Raw genomic sequence first — 24,211 nt, forward strand, 5'->3', positions numbered from 1 at the left:
ATAGAAAGTTCTTCTGTGAGCAAAAAGTCCCCGAGCGTCAACCGGGGACATTTGCGAGAGTGAGGCGATATCACATTCTTGTTTATGCGACAGAGCCGAACGGTCTTTATAGAAAATGCCTCGGCGAAAAGCCGAGGCGATATCACACTTTATGAGAGAGAGTAGAGCCGTTATTTTTTAACCTTGACCATGCGCATATCACTGTGGCCAACTTCGCCGACGCGCATCATGTACACGCCGTTCATCAAGCCAGCCTTCACGCTATTCCAGGCATCGCTTACCGAGCCCGCCATCACGTTCATGGACTTAATCTGATGACCGTTCATGTCGAACACCTGACAGTGCAACACGGCAGCGCCCTTTTCGAAAGCGAGGGGCCGAGCAATCGCAGTCGTCGAAGAACTAGACTCCCCTTCAACGGAGCCAGAAGATTGCGGCGCTGATTCGCTTTCAAACTTGATCCAGTCCACATTGATGTAATTCGTGTTGATGGTGAGGCGGAGCGTCTGCTTGCCAGCCACCAGCTCCAATTCGCCTGCCTCGACTTCGGAATAAGTTTCCCAGTTGCCCATGGAAGGAATTTCTGCCTGAACCTTCTTGTCGCCCACAGAAACCGTCACGCTAGATGCCGTGGAATTTCCCGTAGCACCGTTAATGACCACTTTGTACTTGCCGGCGGCCTTCACGTCCAGCGTGTATTCGAAATAATCGTCTGCGGTGGTATAGCCGAGAGCGTAACCGTTGCCCGCCTTCACAATGCCGGCATCGTCGCTGCGGTAGCCCGTTTCATCGCTCTTGCCGTCTGCATCGTTGTAGGCGTAAGTGTCATAGTTTTCGGCTTCCAGAGTTCCCGGAATTTCAATGGCGCCCTTGAAGGGTTTGACTTCGATGGGTTCACCAGAAACTTCCAATTCCAGCGCCATGAATTCAATGGTGTACGTGCCATCGGAATTCGGCTTGACTTCTTTACCCTTCTGGCTCACGGTCTTACCCTGGGCGCCCTGAATCTTTACGCGCAGCGGCACGCTCTTGGGCATGTGGGCGTGCGGGGACGTCCACTTGACCGTAAATCCTGTAGAGGTATTCGTAGCGGTAGCCTTGTCGATGGTAAAATGAGCGCGCAGGTAAGCGCCCACCGTCGAGAAACTGGCCACCCAGAGTTCCTTCTGCACGGCGTATTCAATCAGCGTCTTGATATCGGCCGCAGAAATGATATCCCAGTTGCCAGATACCCCGTGGTTCAGCTGCACATGCCACTTGCCACCGGCTGCCTGGTCGAGGCTTCCCTTGAAAGTCGCCACATTGCTAGAGCCCTGCCAGTAGTGGGAATCGATCTGCATCCAGTCCGGTTCGTTGTCCCAGCCCGTAAGGCCCGAGCCACCGCAACCGCGGCTGATAAAGTGTTCCTGGTTAATGGCGTTCTTGACGTTTGCGTTCTGGGCGCAATACGGAGTCGCCAAAGAGGTGGCCTCCAAGCCCATGCTTCTCAGCTTTGAAGTGGCATTGCTAATTTCCGAGGCGGGGTTTCCTTCCTTGGTCAAGTCCTTGTGATTGACCGTATGGTTACCGATTTCATGACCCTTCTTTGCATAGTTCAAATGGGGCTCCGAGTTGGTCGCAAAGTCCATCGTACCCGTGCAAACGAAGAACGTCACCGACACATCGGGCATATTGTCCAAGAAGGTCAGGTTACTCGTCTGGGAATGAAGCCCATCGTCAAAAGTGAAAGTGGCAGCGCCCTTGTGACCATTCCACGGAACGGTGGTAATAGGGCCAGCAAAAGCAGAAATGGCTACGAGCGAAAACGCCGCGGCAAGCGAAACCTTGAAACATTCCATAATTTACTCCTTACGGAGTAAAATACTCTTTTTTAGGCCCCAAAATAGCCGCCCGTTTTAAGAATCATAGACAAAATGTCAATAAGGAATGCGAGCAGCACATAAAGAAAACCCCGGCAAAAGCCGGGGCAAATTTCTGTTAACAGTCGCGCTCGTTTATTGCGCGAGCGGTCTTATGTGAGCAAAAAGCGACCCGGTGTTAACGGGTCGCGATTGCGAGAGCGAGCGCTCGGGGTACGTACTTAGTACGATTGGGCGCGAGCGGTCTTATTTGTAAAGCGGGTGCTTCTTGCAGAGAGCCACGATGTCTTCGCGGATCTTGGCAAGACCGGCTTCGTCGTCCTTGGCCTGGATGGCGCGGTCGATGATGCGAGCCACTTCGCGGGTGTCTTCTTCGTCGAAGCCACGAGTCGTGATGGCGGCAGTACCGAGACGGACACCGGACGGATCCATCGGCTTGCGCGGATCGAACGGGATCGTAGAACGGCTGCAGGAGATGCCGACCTTTTCCATGGCCACTTCAGCTTCCTTACCGGAAACGCCCTTGGAGGTCATGTCCACCACGATGAGGTGGTTGTCGGTGCCATCGCTGATGACCTTGTAACCGAGCTTCTGCATTTCGGCGCACATGGCCTGAGCGTTCTTGATGACGTTCTTGGCGTAGGTCTGGAATTCCGGCTGCAAAGCTTCGAGGAATGCAACGGCCTTACCGGCGTTCACGTGGTCGTGCGGACCACCCTGCATGCCCGGGAACACGCCCTTGTCAATTTCCTTGGCGAGGGACACATCCTTGAGTTCACCCTTGACCATCTTCTGGATGGTGCGGTCCTTGCACATGATGATAGCAGAACGGGGGCCACGGAGAGTCTTGTGGGTGGTGGTGGTCACGATGTCGAAGTACGGCACCGGAGAGTCGATAGCCTTACCGGCAACGAGACCGGCAATGTGAGAAATGTCAGCCATGGTGAGGGCGCCAACTTCGTCAGCGATTTCCTTGAAACGCTTCCAGTCGAGGTTACGGCTGTAGGCAGAGAAGCCGGCGAGGATCATCTTCGGCTTTTCCTTGAGGGCGATTTCGCGGACCTTGTCCATGTCGATACGGCCAGTTTCCTTGTCGACTTCGTACTGAACGAAGTTGTAGAGCATGCCGGAGAAGTTCACCGGATGGCCGTGAGAAAGGTGTCCACCGTGGTCGAGCTTGAGGCCGAGGACCTTGTCACCCGGTTTGAGCACGGCAAAGTAAACAGCGGCGTTGGCCGGAGAACCGGACAGCGGCTGGATGTTCACGTGGTCGCAACCAAAGAGCTTCTTGCAACGTTCAATGGCGAGGGCTTCCATCTTGTCGATGACTTCGTTACCACCGTAGTAACGCTTGCCCACATAACCTTCACTGTACTTGTTGGTCAGCACGGAGCCCATGGCTTCCATGACGGCCTTGGAGGTGTAGTTTTCGGAAGCGATGAGTTCGATGCCATATTCCTGGCGTTCGGCTTCTTCCTGGATGATGTTGTAGATTTCCGGATCGGTCTGTTGCAGTGTAGATTTGAGCATTGAGCTACTCCTTGGAGATTTTGTACGGCCCAAATATAGTAAAAATTTGAAAACCCGACCGCATTCCTACGAAAGCATTAACCCTTTTTGGATGGTTAACTAAGGATTAATAATCCTTTGTGCAACGGACTGAAAGACCATAGACCTTTTTAGCACCTGTAGTTCGATCCATACGATCTCGAGTAATCAAAACAGTATTTCCATATGACGCCGCAGAATCTCTCACCAGACTGCCGTTATAATCACCAGGAATCCAATGGACAGTATACTCCCTCATATTCTCATACGCAATATATTTCTCTTGGGAATTACCCCATTGCGTTGTAAGCGTTCCCGCCGGTAAAAGGGAGAATCCTCGCTGATTGGAGCCCCACAAAACAGCCCCCAAATAACTTGCACCATCTCTTGACCCGCTACCCTTCATCACCATAGCCCATTCTTCCTGACTCATCACATGCCAACCTTCAGGACAGATTCCTTGGTGGAAAACATAATTGAACTTATTTGGGAAAACATGATTTTTTGTCAAATCATACTCTACCGGACATTTGGTACTACCCATGGCAAAGCTATCACATGCCGCAGGAAAACTCATTACCGTAGCCCAGGTGTAAAGGCCGCCAAAACCATTATCGCAATACCACGGGTCATCATCGTAGCAGAACTTGGTAGAATCGGTCATCTGGGTTCCCCCCGTAATCATCTTGCCATAGTTCAAATTTTGGGCAAAAAAGGTTATGGAATCTAAGATCTCGTAACCAAGCTCATAGCGAATCGTCTTATACACCTGACCGTCACGGGGGTCCGTAAATTCCCCATAACTATAACCATTTTCATTTTCAAAAAGTCGGCTCATATCGTAATACTTGCTACTCGAAGAGGGTTCTGTAGAGCTGGATGATACAGGAATCCAAAATCCATTCGTGCAAACACACCAACTTTCTTCTTGCGAAATATAGGCTTCAACGCCCTCTTTTTCACTGGTGCAAGTTTTCGACTGGAGAACCCAGTAACCATCTATACAACGATATTTGATGTTATATTGAGAAATGTATTTTGTTCCGCCCTCATATTCACTCGAGCAAAGCGAATCCCGCAACACATAGCCACTGGAACTCGAACGAGCATCATTTATACTTGACGAAGAGTTTCCCTCACCGTTAGAACTACTCGAGTTACCTTTTTTGCTACTAGAACTCTTCTGTGTATCATCACCTGACTTTACAGACGAAGAAGACTTTTCCCTACCGACCGAAGAACTAGACCCTTCGACTTCGCTCAGGGTGACACTCGTAGAAGACGAACCTTCGTCACATGCGACAAGCATGGTCAGGAGTACGGACAAGGCTATGGCGCAATTAAAAATTTTCACAAAGTACCTCCAAGAAACCCAAATCAATTTATTCGGGCAAAGTATAGCATTTTACGGCAAGGCATATTTTCTATATTTTCCACGCAATGCCTATTATCTTATTTGTCGTCTTTTTAGCAAGTATCGTTTTTGCACAGGATACCCCCGGTGCATTCAAGATCGATTCCATCCGTTACAACATCGGCGACGCCTTCGACGATTCCAAGTACCACACGCAGTACGACAAGTGGGCCTATGACTTGTTGAATTTGATTCACTTCGAAACCCGCGAAGTAACCGTCAAGAAATTGCTCCTTTTCGATGAAGGCGAAACCGTCACACCGATCCAGGTACAAGAGGCAGAAAGATTCCTGCGCAGCCAGAACTTCCTTTCGGACGCAAGCATCAAGATTACCAACGAAGACGGCAAGAACATTGCAAACGTCAAGACCAGCGACAACTGGACGCTTTCTATTCCGACTACATTCGGTTTTGCCGGAAAAGAATACAACTATAAAAACCTGAACTGGGGCATCGGCGTTCAAGAAAGCAACTTCCTTGGCCTGGGGCAAAAGTTGGGTTTCTACTTCGGCCACAACGAATTCCGTGACATGTGGCAAGTGGAATACGGCGACCCCCACTTCCTGTTCCGCTACAACCACCTGGACTTTCTATATAGCTACAACACCGACGGTTACCTGGCCTACGGCAAAATGTACATTCCGTTCTTAAGCAGAAGCCAAAACCAGTGGGCATACATAATCGAAGGCTTAAAGAACAAGCATGAAGCCTACTTTTACGGCAGCGGAAAGTTGCCCCCCGGCGCCACCGTCTACGACGCCCAAAAGAGATACGGCGACAGTCCTATCTACAATCACAAAAAAGCCCTGCTTGACTCATTCCCGCTGTACAACGGCAACGAAGTCGTAAAGCTGTTGGCCGTCAAGGACTTTATCGACGACTCCCTGAGTTTCAGAATCAGCCGTTCCTTCGGCGGCACCTACCGCAAGCTCTATGCAGGCGCCACCTACAACTACCGCTACACCACCGCCAGCGAAGGCAAGCTTTACCCCTACGCATTCACCGACGGCGACACCACCTACTTTATCGATTCGGCAACCGCAGTCAACGAATGGCTTCCGGAGCAGAAAGATTCCCGTCTCGGTTTCTACCTGACCCTTTCAAACATCCGCTACGAAAAGATCAAGAATTTCCATAACGCCAAGTGGACCGAAGACATCGAAAAAGGCTACGAACTCAAGGCTCAAATTTCAAAGAATTACGAACAGCTCGGTGCCGCCGACAACGACATCCGCCTCGACTTCTGGGCAAACCTGATGCTTGGTCGCAATATGCACCACCTGACGCTAAAGTCCGAGATGAACTTTTACCTGGACCACGGCGAAAGGCATGACTACTACGGAAGAATGTCCGGCGAATACATTTTCCACCCCACCAACACATTCGCCACCGCGCTTTCGGGCCTTGTTGATTTCTACGAAGACGCCCGCTACGGCAAGCAACTCACTCTCGGCGGCGTAAACGGCTTCGCCGGTTTCCCCACCGGATTCTACGCAGGCCAGGCACGAATATTCGCCAACCTGGAACAGCGCTACTTCACGAACTTTGAAATCGCCACCCTCATGCCCGTATTCGTGGTATTCCAGAGCGTCGGCGAAACCGCCTGGGACTTCTGGGACCTTAACCGCAAGGACCTCATCTACCTCACCGGATTCGGCGTGCGTTTTGCACAGACCAAGTCCATCAGCAGACTGGTCAACAAATTCGACGTGAGCATCCCCCTGAACGGCGTCCGCAAGGGTGAACCCCACTACTCGATTATCACCACTTACAGCCTGTAGTTAGGTAGCCTTCTCGGGCAGCCAAAAGTGTGATTTTTTTCAATTTAAGGCATTTTTTTTCAGTAAATGTGTCTTTTCGGGCTATATTTTCGTATTTTAAGGGTTATGAATTTCGTTTCTAAAATTTTAAGTATTGCGACAATTGCGGCGACAACCCCATTCGCGCAGCTTGCCCCCGCCCCCCAGATGGCCGATGTCAAACTCATGCAGGATTCCACTACCAACCAGCCCATGAAGATGGACTTTTCCAAGCCTCTTTCGGGTATTAGCGATCCGGGCATTCTTTTCAGCCATTTTGCAAACAAGCCCCTTTTGATTTACTACTTCAGCCCCAAGTGCCCCCACTGCCAGCGCCACATTTCCGAAATCCAGAACCTGGTCAAGGAATACGAACCCAAGGGCCTTGCCGGAATCGCCATCGGACTTGGCGGCGGCATCAAGAAGAACGACATCCGTCTTTTTATCGACCAGTTCCACGTAGCAATTCCCGTGTTCCAGGATAGCGACTACAAGTTCGGCCCCGCTTACGGTACCGGCTACATTCCCGTCGTCTACATCGTCCAGAAAGACGGAACCTTCTACCGTTACGAAACGCTAAACGAGGCGAACATGAACCACATGCGCGCCACGTTGAATGAAATGCTCAAATAAAAATTTTATAAGACCACAAAAAAAGCCGAAAAAAAGCGCCTCAACAGGCGCCTTTTTTTATTGTTGCCCGCCCCGAAAGGGCGCTGCACTTGGAACTTGTTTTAGAACATCTTGCGGGTGTTCTTCTTGGCGGGGCCATTACCGCTGCTGCTCGGCTTGGGAGCAGCACTTGCACCCTTGTTACTGAAGAGTGTAGCGTCATCGGCGGACTTGGTCTTGACTTCGAAGTGGTTACCGTCGCAGGTTTCTGTCGGAGCATAGCCTGCCGTATAGAGGCAGTAAGTCTTTTCGGAGCAGAATTCACCGGCGAGCTTACCCGTATGGTTGCAAACGCCCTTGCTTACAACACCGCTCGGAACCGGGAAGGGCTTGCGGGGCAAATCCTTGTGGAGCTGCTTCATCACGGCCATCCAGACCGGGAGAGCGTCTTCGGTACCGGTGTGGCCAGCACCCAAGGTGCCCGGGCTATCGGAACCGACCCACACGCCCATGGTGTATTGCTTGGTAAAGCCGATATACCAGCAGTCGGTGTAATCGTTGGTGGTACCGGTCTTACCGCCACTGGGGTGAGTAAAGCCGCTGGCCCACACGCGGGCAGCAGTACCGCGAATGTTCACGTCCTTCAGCATGTCCACCATCAGGTAGGCCGATGCCGGGCGCAACACTTCGTGTTCCACCTTGGAATTCTTTTCGATGACTTCGCCGTTGCGGTCCACGATAGATTCGATCATGTAAGGTTCGATACGGTTACCGCCGTTGGGGAACACCGTATAGGCAGAAGTCATTTCCATAAGGGTTGCTCCCACGGAACCCAGGGCCAAGCTAGGCACAGCCATCAGCGGGGCGCGCACGATACCGAACTTGCGGGCGTAGTTCACCACGTTGTTGAGGCCGTACTTCATACCCGTCAAAATAGCCGGCAAGTTCTTGGAACGGTAAAGGGCGCGGCGGAGCGTCATCATGCCTTCGAAGTCATGTTCGAAGTTGGCCGGACGCCAGACCTTATTCTTGTCCTTGTCATCGGGGTCCGGAATGCTCACCGGCTGGTCGTTCACGGAGTCGCAGGGGCTAGCACCGTTGTCCATGGCGGTGGAATAAACGATGGGCTTGAACGAAGAACCCGGCTGACGCAAAGACTGCACCGCACGGTTCCAGCGGGACTGGTTAAAGTCGGAACCACCCACCATGGCGCGGATGGCGCCCGTTTCGTTTTCGATCAGGATGGCAGCAATTTCAGGATGGTGATAAAGGATGGAGTCCGGGAAGCGGCGCTTGTCGGCGGGGCGCTTCAAGTCATCGGCCAGGTAGTCCTTCTTGAAAATCGTATAGAGGCTGTCGAAGTGGGCCACCACGCTATCTTCGGGCATGTCGAATTTCTTGGTCAGGAAAAGGCGGCGAGTGGCGCGGTACTTGACGCGACGACGAACCTTTTCCACCTGCACGCGGGCCACGCTGTCGGCATAGGCCTGAATGTCCGGATCAATGGTCGAATTGATAGAAACGCCATCGGCATAGAGGGAATTTTCGCCATACTTCTTTTCCATGTACTTGCGGATTTCTTCGTAGAAATACAAGCCGGATTCGTTGGAAACTTCCTTCTTCGCCAGTTCAATGGGCGTCTTGATATATTCGTGGTATTCGTCATCATTGATATAGCCGGCATCACGCATGGCATAAAGCACCGTGTTGCGGCGTTCGAGAGAAGCTTCGGGGTGACGGTCCGGGCGGTAGGCTTCCGGGCGCTGCAACATACCGGCCAGCACGGCCAGTTCCGGAATCGTAAGGCTATCCAGCGGACGGCCGAAGTAGAACTTGCCTGCAGCCTGGAAACCGTAGTTACCGCCAGCCAGGTAGACTTCGTTCATGTAGAATTCAAGAATTTCTTCTTTAGTATAAGTCTGCTCGATGCGGATGGCCGTCATCATTTCCTTGATCTTACGGGAAATGGTACGTTCCGGCGTCAAGAACAAAAGCTTGGTGAGCTGCTGGGTCAAGGTAGATGCACCGCGCAGCTTCTTGCCCGTCAAGGCGCTTTCCATAATCGCCGACGGAATCGCCCACACGTTCATGCCCCAGTGGCTATAGAAGGCGCGGTCTTCGGTGGCCATCACCGCATGGATTGCATTTTCGGGAATGGAATCGAAGCTAGTCCATTCGCGGCGTTCCACGAAATATTCGTGAGCAATTTTTCCGTTCATGTCATAGATGTTGGTAACCAACTTCGGGTTGATCTGTTCCAACTGCGAAAGGGACGGAAGCTCCGGCGAGAAGTGGTTGTACACTGCAACGACAGCAATAAAAGCGGCCACCACAGGAACAGCAAAGATAATGAGCCACTTAATGATCCTACGATCAGTAAACCAGCTCTTTAAGACATTCAGAACCAAAAGTAATACGGGTTTGACTTTATCCATGGTCCAATACCGTTAAAAAATTTGGCAAGAAAGATAGTTATTTATAAGACACACTTTTTCTTAGCACCGCGGCAAAACCCCCGCAAAAGCCCTAGATTGACATAATAATCAAAAATTCTTTGTTTTTTTTCAACAAAAACCCTTGACAACACCCGCACTTTAAACTATCTTTGGGCCATCAATCAAGCGGATGTAGCCCAACTGGATAGAGCGTTTGGCTACGAACCAAAAGGCTCCAGGTTCGAGTCCTGGCACCCGCAGAAGGAAAGGTTAATCGAAAGATTAACCTTTCTTTTTTATCCGCCCATTTATCGTTAAGATATTTTTTCAAAGTCTGCAAATACTTGTTTGCACGCACCCGCCCCTTCTAATTCTAAAATTGGCCCCCAGAGAGTGCTTGGTAATCCACGTTTTTCGAGGTTGTTTGTGGAATACAAGGATCACATTCTCAGTGAAGCCATTAGGCTTGTCTTTCTGGAAAGTCGCCGACAACGGGGGCTTACCCAAAACGGGCTTTCCCTTCGGTCAAATATCACCCGGCAATTCATATCGCAAGTCGAGGTCGGCAAAAGGCTCCCTTCAATCAACACCATTTGCGCGCTGGCGAACGCCTACAACAAAAGCCTTTCCCAGCTGTTTTACGAGGTGGACCGATTTTACCCCTTGATAGAGAAGAAGAGGCGACCCTTTAAAATCCCGGCAAATATTGCCGCGGAAACAAGGCAAAAATTGATAGAATACATCAATAACGCCCAAAAACAACAGGATTCCGCATCGACAAAGCCACCTCCATCGGGAAATTGTCCGGGGCAATAACAGCCATTTTGACCCTTAACAAAAATGTATTTTTTTGCTATCTTTTGCCCCCGATGGAATGGCCGAAGAACATAAAAACGCTCACCGAAGACGAGCTTAAGGCATGGCTCCGGGACGTGGACGAAAAGCCGTTCCGGGCTAGCCAAATTCAGAAATGGTTATTTTGTCAGCAGGTCAAGACCTATGACGAAATGGGCAACATTTCGCCCGCCCTCCGTCAAAAATTGGCAGACCAGTTTACCCTCCGTGCCCTGACCGAAGAACAGCGCATGGTATCGGTAGACGGAACTGTCAAATGGCTTTTCAAGACACATGACGACCACCATATCGAAACGGTGATGATTCCCGCAAACGGCCGCTATTCCGTGTGCGTTTCGACCCAGGTGGGCTGCGCCATGAACTGCGCCTTCTGCCGTACCGCCAAGATGGGCTTTACCAGGAACCTGGAAGCCGGCGAAATCCTGGAAGAAATCATCAACGTGAACTGGTACCTGAAAGAAGCCGGCCTCTTGAACGAAGAAGGCAAAACGGCCCAGGTCACCAACATCATCTTCATGGGCATGGGCGAACCCCTGAACAACCTGGAAAACGTGCACCGCGTCTGCTGTACGCTGCATAACCAGAGCCTGTTCAACATGGGCGCAAAACGCATGACCGTAAGCACCAGTGGCGTAGTTCCCAAGATCAAGGAACTGGTAGACCGTAACACCCCCTGCTGCCTTGCCGTCAGCCTGAACAGCACCAACAACGAATACCGTTCGTCCGTGATGCCGGTAAACAAGACCTGGCCCATCGAAAAACTTTTGGAAGCGGTTGACGAATACATCCGCAGAACCGATAATTACGTAACCTTTGAATTTGTCCTGATTCAGGACATTACCTGCACCCCGAAGGCAGCCAAGGAGCTCATCCGCATTTGCGCTCCCCGCCGCGTGAAGGTGAACGCCATCGTGCTCAACGACGGCGACGACCCCACGCTGCATGCCCCCACGCCGGAACAGGTTGAAGACTTTTTGGCTATGGTTAGGGCAGCCGAAATTCAAATAACGATCCGAAATCCGCGCGGCCGCGACATTCTCGCAGCCTGCGGACAGCTCGCGTATAAAAAGAAGGATGGTAAAACATGTTGACACAAAACCTCCCGGATTTCTGGGACAACCTCTACGCCGAAGGTAAGGACTACTGGAATCTCAAGAAGGCAACCCCCGCCCTCCTTGAATTCTTCAAGCATCCTTCCTGCCCCGCCACAGGCTCCGTTCTAGTTCCCGGTGCAGGCTTTGGCTACGACGCCGAAGCTTGGGCTTTGCGCGGTCACGACGTACTGGCAGTGGATTTTGCCCCCTCTGCCGTCGACGAACTGGACCACTTGAGCCGCAAGCACAAGAACCTGCGTTCTTTGGACCTTGACCTGTTCTCGCTTTCTCCCAAGGACGACAAGCGTGGCGGCCAGCTTTTTGACATCGTCTACGACTATTGCGGCTTTACGGCAATTCACCCGGGTCGCCGCGACGAATTCTTCGAAGTCTGCTACAAGATGATGAAGGACGACGGCCTGCTGATTCTCTTCTTGTACCCCCTCATGAACGGCAAGACCCTTCAGGGTCCTCCCCATGCCACCAGCGAAGGCGAACTCATGGCTCGTCTCGGCGGCGTGTTCGATGTGGTGGAACGCATCAAGCCGGTGAACAGCATCGCCGGCCGCGAAGGCAAGGAAGAAATCTGGCTCCTTAAAAAGTGCCTGTAATCGTTCCTGCGAAAAGCGCTACATTTAAAGGTGGACGGTGAAAAGCCGCCCACTTTTTTAACCCCGAATTTTTTCTATTTTTACTTAAAATTTTTACTCAAACCGGGCGGCAAGTTCGCCTGATGAACAACACAAGGAACTAAGGTATTTATATGGCACAAGATTTATGCCCCTGCGGATCTGGCAAAGCCTACGGCGAATGCTGCGAACCCATCATCAAGAAGCAGACTCTCGCTGCAACTCCCGAAGCTTTGATGCGTTCTCGCTACACCGCCTACGTAAAGCAGGAAATTGAATGGCTCAAGGACTCTTTGGAAGCTACCCAGCGCAGCGACTTCGACGAAGCCAGCGTGACTGCATGGAGCAAGGAATCCGAATGGCTCGGCATTGAAATCAAGCAGACCAAGACCGAAGAAGAAAAGAACATCGGCTGGGTCGAATTCATCGCCCGCTTCAAGCAGGGCAACATCACCCGCAACCACCACGAGCTGGGCGAATTCCACAAGGTGGGCGGCGCATGGTTCTTCTACGACGGCCGTGCCGTGAAGCAGGAAACTGTCCGTCACGAAGGTCCCGTTGTTGGCCGTAACGATCCGTGCCCCTGCGGTTCTGGCAAGAAGTACAAGAAGTGCTGCGGCGCTGGCAAGTAATTTAAAGGAAAGACATGTTCAAAGTTTTTGTTGACGGCGAAGCAGGAACTACCGGCCTGCAGATTTACGAAAGACTCGCAAAGCGTAACGACATCGAAGTGTTGCGCATCGCTCCCGAACTCCGTAAGGATATTAACGAACGCAAGCGACTCATTAACGAGTCGGACGTCACATTCTTGTGCCTGCCCGATGCAGCCGCTATCGAAAGTGCCGCCCTCTGCGAAAACCCGAACACCCGCGTGATTGACGCCTCTACGGCTCACCGCGTGAACCCCGACTGGACCTACGGGATGCCGGAACTCTGCCCTGCCCAGCGCGAAGCCATCGCCAAGAGCAAGCGCATTGCAAACCCCGGCTGCCACGCCACAGGATTCATCCTCGGCGTTCACCCGCTGGTTGCCGCCGGCGTGCTCCCCAAGAGCGCCAACGTTTCTGCCTACAGCATCACCGGCTATTCCGGCGGTGGCAAGAAGCTCATTGCCGAATACGAAGAAGCCGCAGCCCTCTCGCATGCTGCCGGTGAATCGAAGGCAATCATGGCTCCGGCTCCGTACGCCCTGGCCCTCGCCCACAAGCACCTGCCCGAAATGAAGAAGTACTGCGAACTCGAAAATACGCCGTTCTTCAACCCGGTGCTTGGCCCCTACTACAAGGGCATGGCCGTGACGGTTTCGATCTTCCCGAATGTGCTCACCAAGAAGCTTGGCCCCGAAGGCCTCACCGAAATCTTGGCAAAGCACTACGAAGGCTCCCGCTTTGTGAAGGTGATGCCCTATGAAGCAGCCCCCGTGCTGTTCAACGGCCGCCTCGACCCCACTGTTTGCAATGACACCAACAACGCCCGCATCCAGGTGTTCGGCAACGAAAACGTGATGCAGGTGACCACCATCATCGACAATCTGGGCAAGGGCGCCAGCGGTGCCGCCATCCAGAACATGAACATCGCCCTCGGACTGGACGAAGGAATTAGCCTTTAATGTTCTTAGACGAAAAATCGATTGAAGTGCGCTCTGGCAAGGGTGGCGACGGCATCTGCAGTTTCCACCGTGAAAAGTTCGTACCCCTGGGAGGCCCGGACGGCGGCGACGGTGGTCGCGGCGGTCATGTGATTCTCCAGGTGAACGAGCAGTTCTCCACATTGCTCGACATGGGCAACGCCCGAGTCTACAAAGCCGAAAGCGGACAGCCCGGCGGCGCCAAGCGCTGCACCGGCCGTAGCGCCGAAGACCTGATTGTAAGCGTTCCTCGCGGCACCATCGTGAAGGATGCCGAAGGCCGCATTCTCGCAGACCTGACCGAACCCGGCCAGAAGTGGATTGCAGCCCGCGGTGGCAAGGGCGGCATGGGCAACCAGCATTTTGCAACACCTGCCAACCAGGCTCCCCGCAAGTGCACCCCCGGCGAAAAGGGCGAAAAGCGCGAACTGTTCTTGGAACTGAAGCTCATGGCTGACGTGGGTCTGGTGGGATTCCCCAACGCAGGCAAGTCCAGCCTGGTGAACAAGATTTCTAGCGGTCGCCCGAAAGTCGGCGACTATCCGTTTACAACGCTTGAACCGGTGCTGGGCATCGTGCAGCTGAACGGTCACAGCTTCGTGGTAGCAGACATTCCGGGTCTTCTGGAAGGCGCCAGCGAAGGCAAGGGCCTCGGCCACCAGTTCCTCAAGCATATCGAACGCACCCATACGTTGCTGTTCGTCATCGACGGCTACGAAGAAAACGCCTACGAGCAGTTCACCGTCCTTAAGGAAGAACTCAAGGCGTTCCACCCGAAGCTCGCCAAGAAGCCCTACGTGATTGCATTGAACAAGGCTGACCTCGGCATTGAAGAAGCGATCAAGCAGTTCAAGGCCCACAAGGAAAAAGTCATCGTGACCTCTGCCATGAACGGCGAAGGCTGCAAGGAACTCACGCTCGCTCTGGACGAAGCCGTGCCCCACGTGCAAAAGAAGAAGGTGGGCTGGGAAAGCAAGAAACTCAGCAGCGCCACCACCGGCATCGACGGCACCGGCAAGAAAATCGCAAAGAGCAAGGCCGGCTCAGCAGCAAAGAGCGCAAGCTCCAAAACCACCGCCAAAAAGAGCGGATGGGGAAAGAAGGCTTAACGCATGGCAAAAAAAGAACAGAGCACACCGGTCATCGTAAACCGCAAGGCGAACCACCTCTACTTTGTCGACGAGACATTCGAGGTGGGAATCATGCTGATCGGTTCGGAAGTGAAATCTATCCGCGACGGCAAGTGTACTTTGGGCGAAGCCTGGATTGACATCGACGAGACCAAGAACGAAATCTGGCTCGTGGGTGCGCACATCGACGAATACCTCTTCGCCAACCGATTCAACCATTTTCCGGCAAGGCGCCGCAAGCTCTTGGCACATGTCCATGAAATTGCCAAAATGCGCAAGGCGAAGGAACAAAAGGGCTGCACCCTCATTCCCTTGAAGCTCTACTTCAAGAATCGCCGCGCCAAGCTCGAAATGGGAATCTGCCGCGGTAAAGACCAGCGCGACAAGCGCCAGGATATCATCAACCGCGACGCAAAACTCGAAATGGCCCGTGCGGCAAAGGCTCACCGCTAATGCTGAAAGGTCTTCGGAACATCTTCGTTTGCGCAGCTCTTGCAGGTTCTGCCTGGGCCTCCCCTACGATTGACGCCGAAGACTTCGCCAAGCAACACAACGCCAGCTTCCACTGGTTCCCGGTACAGAAGACTTTTCTCCTGGCCTCCCCCAACGACACGCTTAAATTCGCCATCGGGCTCCCCTACGTCAGCAGCCACGGCAAGTCCATAGAACTCAAGCGCGCCCCCCAAATTATTGACGGGCACATCTTTCTAGACTCTGCCGACGTGGCAGGCCTATACAAGGCAGAAAGTTCTTCGTCTGCAAAAACGGCAAGCAGCAGTTCCATTGCCTCTTCTGCAGCTGTCGCACCAGTTAAAACGGCCGCAGCCGTTCCCGCAGCAAAACCCGCCACGCCTAAAAACGAAACCGCCGGCACCCGCGAAGTCAAGACCATCGTCATCGACCCCGGCCACGGCGGCAAAGATACCGGCGCCCAAGGCAAGAATTCCAACGAAAAGGACATCGTGCTCGCCGTCGGCAAGCTCCTGAAAAAGGAACTGGAAAAAGAAGGCTTCAAGGTCAAAATGACCCGCGACAAGGACGTGTTCATCGAACTTGGCGAACGCGCAAACCTTGCCAACCAATGGGACGGAGACCTCTTCATTAGCCTGCACTGCAACGCCATCGACGCCAGCGCCGAACGCAAGAAGCAAATCAAGGGTTTCCACGTCTACGTACTCCGCGCCCCCGAAAGCGAAGAAGACAAGGCCATTGCCCGCCGCGAAAACAAGGTGGCCACCCTCTACGGCGAAAAGAACGCCAAGGAAGAACTCTCCCCGCTGGAATGGTTCAAGCTGGAAGCCCGCCTCGAAAAGTACAAGCAGAACAGCTACATGTTCACCGAAGAAATGCTCAAGGCCTTTGACGACGGCAAAATCAAGCGTCAGGGCGGTGGCGTCGGCGGTGCCGGATTCATGGTTCTGGTAGGTGCGCTCATGCCCGCAGTCCTCTTTGAAATCGGCTTCATCAGCAACCCCGAGGAAGAAGCCTATATGATGACGACCAAGGCACAAGAAGACATTGCCACACGCGTCGCAAAAGCGGTCAGCACCTACAAGGCAGCCGTCCACAATTACCGCGAGACCTTAGGCCGATAAATCCGCGGGAAACACCGCCTTTGTATAAAAAAAACCGACTGCAGTTGCAATCGGCTCTTTTATTTTCAAGATCCTCTGCTTCTCTGATTGGCTATTTTTTAGGTAACGATTTATTGATTATATCTAAACACTCTTCAAGGATTTTATCGTACTTTTCCTGATAGCGTTCATTTGTCGTAAGAGTTCCACCCGCACAAGTATAGGTCTTGGCAATATAGCCATCGAACCACAGATCTGTTGTATACTTTAAACTTGTATGCTCGACATCAAAGTCATCGCCACCCACATAATAGGGTGAAAAATTCCCGAGCAATTTTTCATTTTCACTATCCAGCAACTCATCATAGAACTGTTTTTGAGCATCGGTCAAGCCAGATTCCGGATTTTCCAACAACGCGGATATTCTCCGATAGATTTCTTTTTGTACTTCGGCAAGAATATCCGCAAACAAGGCAAAACCATCTAACGAGCACTGGACATAGCCTTCAGGCAAAGAGGAACTCGAGCTTTCCGCTTCGGAGCTAGAACTTTCGACCTCGGAACTCGAGCTGATTCCCTTGGCCTTGTTATATTCCTCTTCGGATGTATAGGCGACGCCATCCTCTACCTTGAACCACTTATAGGTCAAGCCATCGGAGCATTTAAGATTAGTCACAGTGCGGTACGAATTGCAGGGATCGTATACGATACCATAGAGGGCAACTGCTTCCTCAATGGCCCCACAATTTTCCAGTTTTCTCTCCCATTCCATCCTTGTCGAAAAATGTACAGCCGTATCCGCTTTCAAAAATTCTTGTAAATCCATACAAGAAAGTTTTGAAGAAGTAGTAGATTTTGAAGAAGTAGTAGAACCGCACACAGATTCATAAGAATCGATCTTCGTGCAAGTCACCGAAGGATCTTTCGCCAGAACAAATTGTTCTAAACTAGAGGAACTAGACGCTTCAGAACTGGACGATTCCAAAGATTCTGAAGAACCGGGTTCATTGACAGACGAAGAACTTTCCACTTCGGCACTTGACAAAGACTGCGTTTCCGAAGAAACGGGATCTGATTCCAGGGATGAGGAACTTGTCGGAGACTGTTCAGAAGAGGTCGGTTCCGCCGACGAAGATTCCGGAGATTCAGGATCATTAATTTCCGGAGCCTGCGTACTAGTGTCACTATCGCAACTCGCCCAAAACAGAGATGCAACCGATACACAGCACAGACGCCAAACATTGCGAATATTCATAGAGACCTCCAATTTTTCTACAATATACAATTTATTCAAAAAAACAGATTATCGTTTAAACAACTTTATAAAAAAATGTGATTTAAGCATCAAAAAAATCCCCGGCCGAAGCCAGGGATTTTCAAAACTTCCCTCAAAAAGGATTACACACCCTTCTTGAAGCGCTTGCTCCACCACAGAACGATCGGAGAGCAGATGCACACAGAAGAGTAGGTACCGATAAGGATACCGAAGCACTGGACCAAGCCGAAGTCGCGGATGGAAGAACCACCCATCACAGCGAGGATCACGCACACGAACAAGGTCGTGAGAGAGGTCACCATGGTACGGCTGAAGCACTGGTTCATAGACTTGTTGATGGTTTCGGCGAAGTTGCTGGAACCATATACGGCGGTATTTTCACGGATACGGTCGAAGTTCACGATGGTGTCGTTCACGGAGTAACCGATCATCGTAAGGAGCGATGCGATCAAGGCACCGTCGAAGGAGAGACCGAAAGCGGAGATAAAGCCGAGGGTAATCACGGTATCGTGCACAAGGCCGAGCACGGCAGCGACACCGAAGCCGAGACCGAACTTACCGAAGCGGAACCACACGTAGATCAAGATGCCGAGCCAGGCGAGGATCACGGAGAGGATTGCGTTGAAGCGGAGTTCCTTACCAATGGTCGGACCCACATTGTCCTTAGCCACGATTTCGCACTTCTGACCGGCCTTTTCGAAGGCCTGAGCCATCTTGACTTCGAACTGAGCGTCGTCAGAGGCGCGCATGCTAATCTGGTAAGAGTTAGCAGAAGTACCACCGAGCGTACGGACCTTCGTGCCAGAGATGCCGGCAGCGGACAGAGCCTTGCTCAAATCCTTTTCATGCTTTTCGCTATCCTGGTACTGCACTGTATAAACCTGACCACCAGTGAAGTCGATGCTGAAGTCAAAGCCCTTGATTGCGACGAAGGCGATAGAAGCAATAATGAGGATTGCAGAAATGAGACCGAAACGGCGACGGTTCGGAATGATCTGGAGGTTAGCTTCGTTGATAGCCTTGAAGCCGCCACCGATAGAAAGGGTGGTAGCGTCGCGCTTGGCAAGCTTCCAATCCAAGATGGAGCGGGTCACCGTGATAGCGCAGAACAAGGAAGTAAGAATACCGATGGTAAGAGTAAGACCGAAACCCTTCACAGAACCCGTACCAATCTTATAGAGGATAAGACCGGTAAGCACGGTGGTCAAGTTGGAGTCCAAGATGGCGCCGAAAGCACGTTCGTAACCCTTGGCCACGGCAGCGCGAGCGGTAAGACCGTTCTTGAGTTCTTCACGGATACGTTCGTAAATAATCACGTTGGCGTCGAGAGACATACCCACCACGAGGATGAAGCCTGCGATACCGGGGAGAGTCAAAGTAGCATTGAACACGGACATCACGGCGGCGGTCACGAGAGTGTTGATCACCATACCGAAGCTAGCGATAAGACCACCGAGGCGGTAGTAGGCAACCATGAACACCAAGCAGAGGATAAGGCCGATAGCACCGGAACCGAAGCCCTGCACAATGTTTTCTTCACCGAGGGTTGCACCCACGCTGCGGCTTTCAATAATCTTCATCGGGGCCTTCAGGGCACCGGCGCGGAGCACGACAGAGAGGCGGTTAGCTTCAGCCATGTCGTCGAGGCCAGTAATCTGGGCTTCGCCGTTGGGGATACGGTCACGGATCACCGGAGCGGAAATCACCTGGTTGTCAAGAACGATAGCCATCTGCTTGCCGATGTTGGCGGCAGTCACGGCAGAGAACTTTTTCGGACCGATGCCACCGAACTTGAGACTAACGGCCACTTCACCGGCGCTCACACCATCGGACACGCGGTAGGGGCGAGCATCGACCACATCGTCACCGGCCATTTCGGCACGGCGCTTGAGCAAGTAAAGACGCTTGGCCTTGATCTTGGAATCGCGCTGCACCGGTTCGAGACCGCTGCCGAAAGCGAAAGCAACATCGCGGGGAATCAGCTTCTGCACGCCTTCGGTGGCGAGGAGCTTCTTCACCTTTTCCACATTTTCTTCGGCGATAAAGCCGCCGTTACCAAAGCTCATGTAGTAAGCGGAAAGGGCAACGCCGACCTCAGATGCCGGTTGAGCCTCGACCGCAGCAGAATCCTTGGCGGAATCGGTAGCGGCAACTTCGGCAGCAGCGGGAGCCTTACCGAGGAGTTCGTCATCAGAAAGGGCCTTGGTGGTGTCCTTGGCGGAATCAGCCTTGGCAACCGTAGAGTCCTTGGCAGTAGAATCCGTTGCGGCGGAGTCGGCCACGATATCGGTGGTCTGACGGGTCAGGTACTGGTCGATGAGGCCAACCACCTGGGTAAATTTTTCAGCTTCAGCAAGAATCTTGAATTCCAGCTTAGCGGTAGAACCCACGAGAGCCTTTGCAGTGGAGTCATCCACGCCTGCCAGTTCAACCACGATTCGGTCGTCGCCGGACGGGGAAATCTGCGGTTCAGAAAGACCGTACTGGTCAACGCGGTTACGGATGATTTCGAGGGACTGTTCCTGAACGTCCTTAATATCTTCACCCTTGATGCCGGACTTGTCGATTTCGAGCGTAATAGCCGTACCACCGGCAAGGTCAAGGCCGAAATTGATGGATTTTGCACCCAGCTTCGGATTTTCCTTGAGGAAGGTCTGCTTTTCAGCCCCCTTCTTGGTGTGTACCTGGATAGAAGGCCATACAGTGTAGGCCGACAAAACAATGACGAGGAGAATAATGAGTTCTCGCATGCCGAATTTTTTCTTGTTCATTTGTAATCCCTTAATAAGGCATTATTCAGTAAGTTTTGCGCGCAAAGATAGTAAAATGACATTACATATTAGTTACCGGTTCCCAGAAAACCAGTTCAAATAGAGCCGAACGGTCCGAAAACCCCGTTATTTCTTGAAGCGTTTCACGTCCGTACGCACCCCATCGCTCACCACTACATGGTAAAGCCCAGGAGCCAGCGCCCTTATATCTATAGTGGCACTATGTAAAGCCTGCTGACGCACCATTTCGCGGCCCTGCAAGTCAAGAATACGGATGGAGGCTCCCTTCTTGAACCCGCTTCCCACTTCTACATACAAATTATTATTCATTTGATGAACGGAAGTGCCATAGAGATTCGTAATCTGGCCCAGCGCCGTGGTGGACGTATCCTTCGAAGGAATCTTGTCATCCTTTGCAAGCAGACGCCACATCTGATTCCATTCCCAGTCGTCAGCCCAGCTCTGCACCACGCGTTCGCCATCGGTCGTTGCACGCAGGTACATGCCGCTGTTCAGCATCTTCATGCGGACCACGGAGCCTTCGTAGCCGGACTGTTTTTCCATCACGACCTTCTGGTGTTCGCCACCATTCCACTTGTAAAGGCCCATGGTCACGCCAGCGTCCTTCGACTCATTGGGAACGTCTATCGACATTTCGCCAAAGTTGAAGCGATAGGTGTTCGAAGAAAGGGGCGTAATGACAACGATGGCATCGTCGCCGTGGCAATCGCCGAGGGCAAGCTTGTCTTCGGCAGTACGAACCATGCAGCTCCCGAAGTTCATCGAGAAGATGCGAACCGTATCGGGTTTCGCGGGCTTGGCCTGCCACACGCGCACCCAGTCGCTTTCAAAATAAGCGGGCTTGTCGGCTGTAATGTCGATGTCGTCGCCGGCCCAGCCGCCAATGGCCAGGTTCACGATGATGTACTGCGCCGAGAGCTGCTTGATTTCGGTCGGACGATTGTAGCTTGCAAACTTCTTGTCGTCAAAGTAAAAGCTGAGAGTAGATTCATCCCATTCCACGCCATAGTTGTGGAAGTCTGCGGAACGGTCTACATTGTCATCCTTGTGGCCGCCGAAAGAAGCCTCATGGTCCCAAGCCGAGCCATGACTGTTATACCAACTGGGGTCCGTGTAATGCAAATAGTAATGATGCTGCTTGCGGGATGCGGGAATTTCGAGAATGTCGATTTCCGGGGGCCAGCCGTCTTGCAAAGTCCAGAAGGCAGGCCAGGTTCCCTTTTGCGACGGAGCCTTGAAACGGCCTTCGATGTAGCCGTACTTGACTTCGAATTTGCCCTTGGTATCGATGGCACCACTCGTATAGTCCACCGGAATTTCCTTGCCGTTGAACTTGGCAGTTCTGCCGCTGGCATCCGGGTGTTTTTTCTTTTCGCCTTTAAGCTTAAGCGTACCGTCGGAAACGATTACGTTCTCTTCAGCGCAATAGGCACGGTGGTTGTGAGTGGGGCCCCAGTTGTAAGTCGGGTTCCATTTCTTTTTGTTGAGCGAAGTGCCATCAAAATTGTCTTCAAACACTTTTTCCCAACCGCTAAAATTAGCGGGAGGATCCGCCATGACCAAAGAGGCCAAGAACAAAACTGCTATAGATTGCTTCGTTACACTCGCAATGACGTTATTCATATCCAATCCTCACCCAACACACGCTTCTTAAATATACTTTCAAGGTGCGGTTTTACAAAGCAAAAAATTTATAGCAGGGGCAAAAAGAAAGACTGCAATAAGGTTTACAAGCGTTTTGGAAAGCCGTAAAAGGAGGTCTCCCCATTCGGGGACCATGCGCACTAAGCACTAAAGTGCTAAGTGCTGTCCGCCCGGTCAAAGGCCGGGAAGACAATTAAAATAGGAATGCTATAGAGCCGAACGGCTTTTATTATCTAGTTCTGCGAGGCAGTTCGGAGGCATGTTTTTCGAGCCACACGGCATCTTCCAACGCACGTTCGGCTTCGGTAGCCCAGTCGGAATCCGGGAACTGCTGCACTACTTCGCGGTAACGCACCACGGCGCTATGGAAGTCGCGGAGTTCACGATAGATATTGCCCACCTGAAGCATGGTAAAGTAGCGTTCTTCAGGGTCCTGTTCCGTTTCGAGCAAGGCCTTGTACATCTGGAGAGCAGATTCGTAGCTGCCGGCACCAAAGAGCAAGTTCGCGTTGGCAAGAGTCGGCGTATTGGACGGTGCGTCGGCAAAGTCCTTTACAGGGGCAACTTCTTCTGCGGGAGCGGCACTTGCCACCACCGGAGCGGCTTCGGGAGCCTTGGTTTCAACCTTCGCTTCGGCAGTCTTCACGTCTGCCTTCACGGCTTCCGGTGCAACATTGCCACTCTTGGCAGCCTTGATTTCGGCGATACGGGCTTCGGCAGCGGCACGATACTTGGCGCTGGGAGCGGCCTTCTTCATGTAGGCGGCCAAGAACTTAAGTTCCTGTTCGGGCTTGTTGTTCTTCTGGGCGATCTTTGCCAAGAAGAAGTTAGCGTCGTTGCCTTCTTCCTTGTATTCAAGACCCTTCTTCAAGTTGAACTCGGCCTTGTCCAATTCGCCAAGTTCGTAACGGGTAAGGCCCGCATAGAAATAGGCACCGGCATGGCCAGGCTGCTTACGCAAGACTTCACGCCACATGGGGGCAGCTTCTTTATACTTGCCTTCGGCAAAGAGGGCCTTGCCTTTTTCAAAGGGATCCGTCGGAAGGGCGGCTTCTGCTTTTGCAGGTTCTGCAACAGCAGGAGCGGCAGCCTTGGCTGGTTCAGCCTTTGCAACTTCCACAGGCTTCGGCTCTGGAGCGGGAGCCGGCTTGGCCTCTTCGACAGGCTTCGGTTCCGGCTTCGGGGCTTCAGCCACAGGAGCCGGCTCAGGTGCTGGGGCTTCTGCAACGGTCGTCGCTTCAATCGGAGTTTCTACCACCGGATTGTTCTTCGGGTCCTTTGCACGTTCGGCATCGGCCTTGGCCTTTTGGCCGAGAGCCTCGTAAACCTTGGCGGCGCCTTCGTAGGCGGCACTCATAGTAGGTTCAAACTTGTAGGCCAGGCGGAAATTGGCGAGGGCTCCGCTATAATCCTTCATCTTCATGCGAACTTGTGCAGCGGCCAGGTATGCTTCGGCATTCCTAGGATTTTCGGCCAAGACAGCGCGGTATTCGCCGAGGGCCATTTCAAAATCACCTTTCGCCTCAAAACGGGCACCCTGTTCCATTCGGGGGTCGGCACTGAAGGAGAGACCCACCAAACATGCTAACGCAATCGCAGAAATTCGGATATTCATGCCCTTAATTTAGCAAAATTATTTTTAGAATTCCCGCTAGCACCCCAAGAAATACTACATTCAAGGTATGAGCAAACTTATCGCACACATTCTGGTCGGAGCCATTGTCGCTGGCATCTTGATGCTTGTAAACGCCTTCCTCGTTCCCGAAAACCTTTACATGAGCGACTCCTTCAACCACTTCATGAGCGCCTGCTACTGTCTGAGCATCATCATCCCGTGCGTGATCTACTATCTAAAAACGCCCCGCGGTACCGATAACCGCGGACAGCGCTAATTGATTACAAGCGTCTCTATAAAAAAGCCCC

General features: G+C 52.3%; 19 protein-coding genes and 1 tRNA gene. 12 read left to right on the forward strand and 8 right to left on the reverse strand.

Annotated features, from left to right (window positions below):
* Window positions 1-170: 170 nt before the first annotated feature.
* From ACJMNB_RS02710 to ACJMNB_RS02720, 3 genes are all read right to left on the reverse strand, one after another.
* A complete protein-coding gene (locus ACJMNB_RS02710; RefSeq protein WP_405338740.1) occupies window positions 171-1,838 on the reverse strand; it encodes a carbohydrate-binding protein in 1,668 nt (555 codons plus the stop codon).
* Window positions 1,839-2,105: 267 nt separating this feature from the next.
* Complete coding sequence (gene glyA, locus ACJMNB_RS02715; RefSeq protein ID WP_405338742.1) at window positions 2,106-3,389, reverse strand: serine hydroxymethyltransferase; 1,284 nt, start codon at window positions 3,387-3,389, stop codon at window positions 2,106-2,108.
* A 106-nt stretch (window positions 3,390-3,495) separates the two neighbouring features.
* Window positions 3,496-4,761 carry an FISUMP domain-containing protein gene (locus ACJMNB_RS02720; protein ID WP_405338744.1) on the reverse strand — a complete coding sequence of 422 codons (1,266 nt, stop codon included), beginning with the start codon at window positions 4,759-4,761 and terminating at the stop codon, window positions 3,496-3,498.
* An 86-nt stretch (window positions 4,762-4,847) separates the two neighbouring features.
* On the opposite strand from ACJMNB_RS02720, the gene ACJMNB_RS02725 reads away from it, so the two are divergent.
* Window positions 4,848-6,602 (forward strand): hypothetical protein, encoded by a 1,755-nt coding sequence (locus tag ACJMNB_RS02725; RefSeq protein WP_405338746.1) that lies wholly within the window; start codon window positions 4,848-4,850, stop codon window positions 6,600-6,602.
* 105 nt (window positions 6,603-6,707) lie between these two features.
* Window positions 6,708-7,253 carry a TlpA disulfide reductase family protein gene (locus ACJMNB_RS02730; protein ID WP_405338748.1) on the forward strand — a complete coding sequence of 182 codons (546 nt, stop codon included), beginning with the start codon at window positions 6,708-6,710 and terminating at the stop codon, window positions 7,251-7,253.
* 101 nt (window positions 7,254-7,354) lie between these two features.
* On the opposite strand, the gene ACJMNB_RS02735 is transcribed toward ACJMNB_RS02730, so the two are convergent.
* A complete protein-coding gene (locus ACJMNB_RS02735) occupies window positions 7,355-9,667 on the reverse strand; it encodes a penicillin-binding protein 1A (RefSeq protein ID WP_405338750.1) in 2,313 nt (770 codons plus the stop codon).
* A gap of 186 nt (window positions 9,668-9,853) precedes the next feature.
* On the opposite strand from ACJMNB_RS02735, the gene ACJMNB_RS02740 reads away from it, so the two are divergent.
* The 9 genes from ACJMNB_RS02740 (at window position 9,854) to ACJMNB_RS02780 (ending at window position 16,597) form a co-directional block, all read left to right on the forward strand.
* A tRNA-Arg gene (locus ACJMNB_RS02740) sits at window positions 9,854-9,927 on the forward strand.
* A gap of 166 nt (window positions 9,928-10,093) precedes the next feature.
* A complete protein-coding gene (locus ACJMNB_RS02745; protein ID WP_405338752.1) occupies window positions 10,094-10,483 on the forward strand; it encodes a helix-turn-helix domain-containing protein in 390 nt (129 codons plus the stop codon).
* Window positions 10,484-10,536: 53 nt separating this feature from the next.
* Entirely contained in the window at window positions 10,537-11,613 is a 1,077-nt protein-coding gene (rlmN, locus tag ACJMNB_RS02750) for a 23S rRNA (adenine(2503)-C(2))-methyltransferase RlmN (protein WP_405338754.1), read from the forward strand.
* Entirely contained in the window at window positions 11,607-12,227 is a 621-nt protein-coding gene (locus tag ACJMNB_RS02755; RefSeq protein WP_405338756.1) for a methyltransferase domain-containing protein, read from the forward strand. The genes rlmN and ACJMNB_RS02755 overlap by 7 nt, the downstream gene beginning before the upstream one ends.
* A 152-nt stretch (window positions 12,228-12,379) precedes the next feature.
* Window positions 12,380-12,877: a YchJ family protein gene (locus ACJMNB_RS02760; RefSeq protein WP_405338758.1), complete on the forward strand. Its 498-nt coding sequence runs from the start codon at window positions 12,380-12,382 to the stop codon at window positions 12,875-12,877.
* 14 nt (window positions 12,878-12,891) lie between these two features.
* The gene (gene argC, locus ACJMNB_RS02765) at window positions 12,892-13,854 is read left to right on the forward strand and encodes an N-acetyl-gamma-glutamyl-phosphate reductase (protein ID WP_405338760.1); all 963 of its coding nucleotides are present in this window, start codon (window positions 12,892-12,894) and stop codon (window positions 13,852-13,854) included.
* Window positions 13,854-14,981 carry a GTPase ObgE gene (gene obgE, locus ACJMNB_RS02770; RefSeq protein ID WP_405338762.1) on the forward strand — a complete coding sequence of 376 codons (1,128 nt, stop codon included), beginning with the start codon at window positions 13,854-13,856 and terminating at the stop codon, window positions 14,979-14,981. The genes argC and obgE overlap by 1 nt, the downstream gene beginning before the upstream one ends.
* Window positions 14,982-14,984: 3 nt before the next feature.
* Window positions 14,985-15,455 carry an SsrA-binding protein SmpB gene (smpB, locus tag ACJMNB_RS02775; RefSeq protein ID WP_173653416.1) on the forward strand — a complete coding sequence of 157 codons (471 nt, stop codon included), beginning with the start codon at window positions 14,985-14,987 and terminating at the stop codon, window positions 15,453-15,455.
* Entirely contained in the window at window positions 15,455-16,597 is a 1,143-nt protein-coding gene (locus ACJMNB_RS02780) for an N-acetylmuramoyl-L-alanine amidase (RefSeq protein WP_405338765.1), read from the forward strand. Before smpB ends, ACJMNB_RS02780 begins: the two co-directional genes overlap by 1 nt.
* 91 nt (window positions 16,598-16,688) lie before the next feature.
* Here ACJMNB_RS02780 and ACJMNB_RS02785 read toward each other — a convergent pair whose 3' ends face one another.
* The 4 genes from ACJMNB_RS02785 to ACJMNB_RS02800 all read right to left on the reverse strand — a co-directional run bounded on the left by ACJMNB_RS02785 (window position 16,689) and on the right by ACJMNB_RS02800 (window position 23,903).
* On the reverse strand, window positions 16,689-17,831 hold the full coding sequence (locus tag ACJMNB_RS02785; protein WP_405338767.1) for a hypothetical protein: 1,143 nt from the start codon (window positions 17,829-17,831) through the stop codon (window positions 16,689-16,691).
* 143 nt (window positions 17,832-17,974) lie between these two features.
* Complete coding sequence (secD, locus tag ACJMNB_RS02790) at window positions 17,975-20,623, reverse strand: protein translocase subunit SecD (protein WP_405338769.1); 2,649 nt, start codon at window positions 20,621-20,623, stop codon at window positions 17,975-17,977.
* Window positions 20,624-20,749: 126 nt separating this feature from the next.
* Window positions 20,750-22,267 carry a family 16 glycosylhydrolase gene (locus tag ACJMNB_RS02795; RefSeq protein ID WP_405338771.1) on the reverse strand — a complete coding sequence of 506 codons (1,518 nt, stop codon included), beginning with the start codon at window positions 22,265-22,267 and terminating at the stop codon, window positions 20,750-20,752.
* Window positions 22,268-22,517: 250 nt separating this feature from the next.
* On the reverse strand, window positions 22,518-23,903 hold the full coding sequence (locus ACJMNB_RS02800) for a tetratricopeptide repeat protein (protein WP_405338773.1): 1,386 nt from the start codon (window positions 23,901-23,903) through the stop codon (window positions 22,518-22,520).
* 67 nt (window positions 23,904-23,970) lie between these two features.
* On the opposite strand from ACJMNB_RS02800, the gene ACJMNB_RS02805 reads away from it, so the two are divergent.
* Complete coding sequence (locus tag ACJMNB_RS02805; protein ID WP_405338775.1) at window positions 23,971-24,180, forward strand: hypothetical protein; 210 nt, start codon at window positions 23,971-23,973, stop codon at window positions 24,178-24,180.
* Window positions 24,181-24,211 lie beyond the last annotated feature (31 nt).

It is taken from the genome of Fibrobacter sp., from assembly GCF_045131395.1.
Lineage (GTDB): Bacteria > Fibrobacterota > Fibrobacteria > Fibrobacterales > Fibrobacteraceae > Fibrobacter.

Excerpts from the sequence above, each read along its gene's own strand:
- ACJMNB_RS02710 (WP_405338740.1), bottom strand. The coding sequence starts at position 1,838 with ATGGAATGTTTCAAGGTTTCGCTTGCCGCGGCGTTTTCGCTCGTAGCC.
- glyA (WP_405338742.1), bottom strand. The coding sequence starts at position 3,389 with ATGCTCAAATCTACACTGCAACAGACCGATCCGGAAATCTACAACATC.
- ACJMNB_RS02725 (WP_405338746.1), top strand. The coding sequence starts at position 4,848 with ATGCCTATTATCTTATTTGTCGTCTTTTTAGCAAGTATCGTTTTTGCA.
- ACJMNB_RS02730 (WP_405338748.1), top strand. The coding sequence starts at position 6,708 with ATGAATTTCGTTTCTAAAATTTTAAGTATTGCGACAATTGCGGCGACA.
- ACJMNB_RS02735 (WP_405338750.1), bottom strand. The coding sequence starts at position 9,667 with ATGGATAAAGTCAAACCCGTATTACTTTTGGTTCTGAATGTCTTAAAG.
- rlmN (WP_405338754.1), top strand. The coding sequence starts at position 10,537 with ATGGAATGGCCGAAGAACATAAAAACGCTCACCGAAGACGAGCTTAAG.
- ACJMNB_RS02755 (WP_405338756.1), top strand. The coding sequence starts at position 11,607 with ATGTTGACACAAAACCTCCCGGATTTCTGGGACAACCTCTACGCCGAA.
- ACJMNB_RS02760 (WP_405338758.1), top strand. The coding sequence starts at position 12,380 with ATGGCACAAGATTTATGCCCCTGCGGATCTGGCAAAGCCTACGGCGAA.
- argC (WP_405338760.1), top strand. The coding sequence starts at position 12,892 with ATGTTCAAAGTTTTTGTTGACGGCGAAGCAGGAACTACCGGCCTGCAG.
- obgE (WP_405338762.1), top strand. The coding sequence starts at position 13,854 with ATGTTCTTAGACGAAAAATCGATTGAAGTGCGCTCTGGCAAGGGTGGC.
- smpB (WP_173653416.1), top strand. The coding sequence starts at position 14,985 with ATGGCAAAAAAAGAACAGAGCACACCGGTCATCGTAAACCGCAAGGCG.
- ACJMNB_RS02780 (WP_405338765.1), top strand. The coding sequence starts at position 15,455 with ATGCTGAAAGGTCTTCGGAACATCTTCGTTTGCGCAGCTCTTGCAGGT.
- ACJMNB_RS02785 (WP_405338767.1), bottom strand. The coding sequence starts at position 17,831 with ATGAATATTCGCAATGTTTGGCGTCTGTGCTGTGTATCGGTTGCATCT.
- secD (WP_405338769.1), bottom strand. The coding sequence starts at position 20,623 with ATGAACAAGAAAAAATTCGGCATGCGAGAACTCATTATTCTCCTCGTC.
- ACJMNB_RS02795 (WP_405338771.1), bottom strand. The coding sequence starts at position 22,267 with ATGAATAACGTCATTGCGAGTGTAACGAAGCAATCTATAGCAGTTTTG.
- ACJMNB_RS02800 (WP_405338773.1), bottom strand. The coding sequence starts at position 23,903 with ATGAATATCCGAATTTCTGCGATTGCGTTAGCATGTTTGGTGGGTCTC.
- ACJMNB_RS02805 (WP_405338775.1), top strand. The coding sequence starts at position 23,971 with ATGAGCAAACTTATCGCACACATTCTGGTCGGAGCCATTGTCGCTGGC.